This is a genomic window from Butyricicoccus sp. OF27-2pH9A (assembly GCF_027693185.1).
Classification (GTDB): domain Bacteria; phylum Bacillota; class Clostridia; order Oscillospirales; family Butyricicoccaceae; genus Agathobaculum; species Agathobaculum butyriciproducens.
Map to the genome: position 1 here is coordinate 1 of NZ_JAQEXK010000045.1, position 2458 is coordinate 2458.

Genomic DNA, 2458 nt, shown 5'->3' on the forward strand with positions numbered 1-2458 from the left:
CGCAGACTTTTTACCGCCTGCGAACGAGTCGCACTCACCCAAAAATCTTCCGCCGATTTTTCACCTTCGCCCTTGGTGTTGGCAATCAGGGTGTTCACCAGTTTCAGCACGTCCTTTTCCGAGTGGATGTAAACAAAGGGGTTGTACTTCATAGACTTGGAAAAGTTTATCGTGTTCAGGATTTTCACTCGGTAGCCTGCCCGCTGGAACATTTGGCCTGTTTCCAGAACCAGTGTGCCTTTTGGGTCAGTGACCACGAATGAGATAGGATAATCGGAAGTGGGAAAGCATTGCATGAGGTTGGGCTTCACATAGAAGCGGGTCTTGCCGCTGCCGGAGCCGCCGATCACCAGTACATTCTTGTTCCGGGCCGTCTTGGGGTCTTTGGGCCGCCCGGTCATGGTCAGGCGTTCAGTCTGGGTCAGCAGGATGTTGTTTTCAAACTTGGGGTCGATGTACGGGGCAATGTCCTTGGCGGTGCCCCATGAAGCGTTTTGTCAAGTGCTTTTTTGAGTTATTGACGCAAATTATCGTGAAAGTGCGAAAGTGCAAAGTGCAAAGGGTCTGCGTTTTGCACTTTCAGCTTGCGGTTTCGGGTGGCTGCTTCTTCTTGATGAAGTTGTACCATTGACCGCCGACACGCCTTGCGCCCAAAATGCCGCCCATGTTGCGCTTGGCGTTCTGTACCGTCCTCTCGGATATTCCGGCTTCGGCTGCGGCTTTTACAATGTCCTCGCTGGCAAGCTCCTTTCCGTCTGCCAGTAAATCAAGTATCAGCTTCTCGGCCTGTTCGGTTTTGGTGGCGGTGTTCCCGCCCGCGCCGGACAGCAGCTCGTCGGCGGTTATGTCATATTCGCCTATCCATGAAAAGCCTGTTTCCGGGTCAAGGCAAAAGGCAACAGGCTTCCCCTCCGGCGCAAGGGAAGATTTGTCATGGACGATAACGCGCACATTTGGCTCACGCTTCACGCGCCCGATTAAAAGCACGCTCCGCGCGGCGGCTCGGAAGTCGATAGAACCTAATCCCCGGTACGCGCTCTGTCCTCCGGCTGCTTTGTTCAAATGTCCGATAAGGATAACGGCGCACCCGGTACGCTCCGCGACTTCGGCAAGGCGGCGGAAGATAGGGCGCACTTCGTTAGCCTTGTTCATGTCGGCTTTTTCACCCATGTACGCCTGTATGGGGTCAAGGATAATCAGCCGCGCCCCGTTCTGTACGATTGCTTTCTCTATGCGCTCGTCGGACAGAGTAAGCTCCCGTTTTGCTTCATCAATCACAAGAACCCGGTCAAGGTCGGCTTCTGCTTCTATCAAGCGTGGCTTGACGGTATCTCCCAAACCGTCCTCGGCGGTCTGGTAAATCACTTGGAATGGCGGCAAGGGCTTCATTCCCGGCAGCGTTCCCCCGGTGGTACAGGCGGCGGCAAGGCGTAGGGCAAAGGTGGTCTTGCCCTCGCCGGGGTTGCCCTGTACTATGGTTACTTTCCCAAAGGGGATATACGGCTCCCATAGCCATTCAACGGTCTGTGTGTCAACCTCGCTCATGCGGATAATCTCAACGGTTTCTTCCTGGGTTGGCTCTTTCAAGCCGTAAATCGCTTCCCTGATATACTTCCCGTCTGTGATTTCTGCCCGGTGCTGCAATACCTCGTTCCAGTCCTTGAAAAGAGGGATAAGGCGGTTGACGGTCAAGCCCTCCGGCGCAAGCTCTGCAAGGCGGCTGCAAGCATCGTTTCCGGCGTTGTCGTTGTCAAGGCAGAGGTAAACGATCTTGATGTTCGGACGGTCAGAGAGAAAGCGGAGCAGAGCTTTTTCGCCCACGCCGCCCAATGACAGGTAGCTTTGCTTCTGCCAGCCCTTTTTGAACAGGCAGAGGAAAGATAAGAGGTCCATCGGGGCTTCAAAGACAAACAATCTTTCGCCCTCGCCCTGGTAACAGAAGTTAAAGGCTTTGTCGCTGCCTTTCACATCAAGCCGGAAGCTCCCGGCTGTGCCGCGCTGGTGGGCGTAGCGTGGTACTCCGTCCTCGTCCCGCCCTACGAATACGGCGTTGTGGTGGGCGGCTTCCTCGTAAATATCCCCGGTGGCAAAGAAAAAGCCCGTCACATCTTCATCAATGCGGCGGGCTGCTGTGAGGTAGTTCCTCGCTGTTCGGTTGTCGCTGTTTGGGGGCGGCAATCGGAAGTCGGATAGGGACGCGGAGCTTGGTCTGTCCGGCGGCGGTGCTTCGCCTTTTTCTCCTGTCAGCATTTCAACGGCTTCGGTGAAGCTCTTGCCGAAAAACTCCATGAGGAAGTCAACGGGGCCGCCGCCCTTACTCTGGCTGTGCCTGTACCATTTGTTTCCCCGGACGGTCAGGCTGTCGTGCCGCTTCCAGCGGTATTCATTTCCGGCGCGGGTAAGCTGCTCTCCCTGTGATTGCAGGAAAGAAACAAGGTCGGCTTGGTTGGCGCGGTCT

At 55.5% G+C, this 2458-nt stretch carries 1 protein-coding gene and 1 pseudogene; both read right to left on the bottom strand.

Annotated elements, in window-relative coordinates; genetic code table 11:
• A pseudogene (locus PG722_RS13840) lies at nt 1-494 on the bottom strand (type IV secretory system conjugative DNA transfer family protein); the annotation flags it as partial.
• An 85-nt stretch (nt 495-579) separates the two neighbouring features.
• The coding region (locus PG722_RS13845) for an AAA family ATPase (protein WP_270580875.1) at nt 580-2458 on the bottom strand (1879 nt) is incomplete at its 5' end.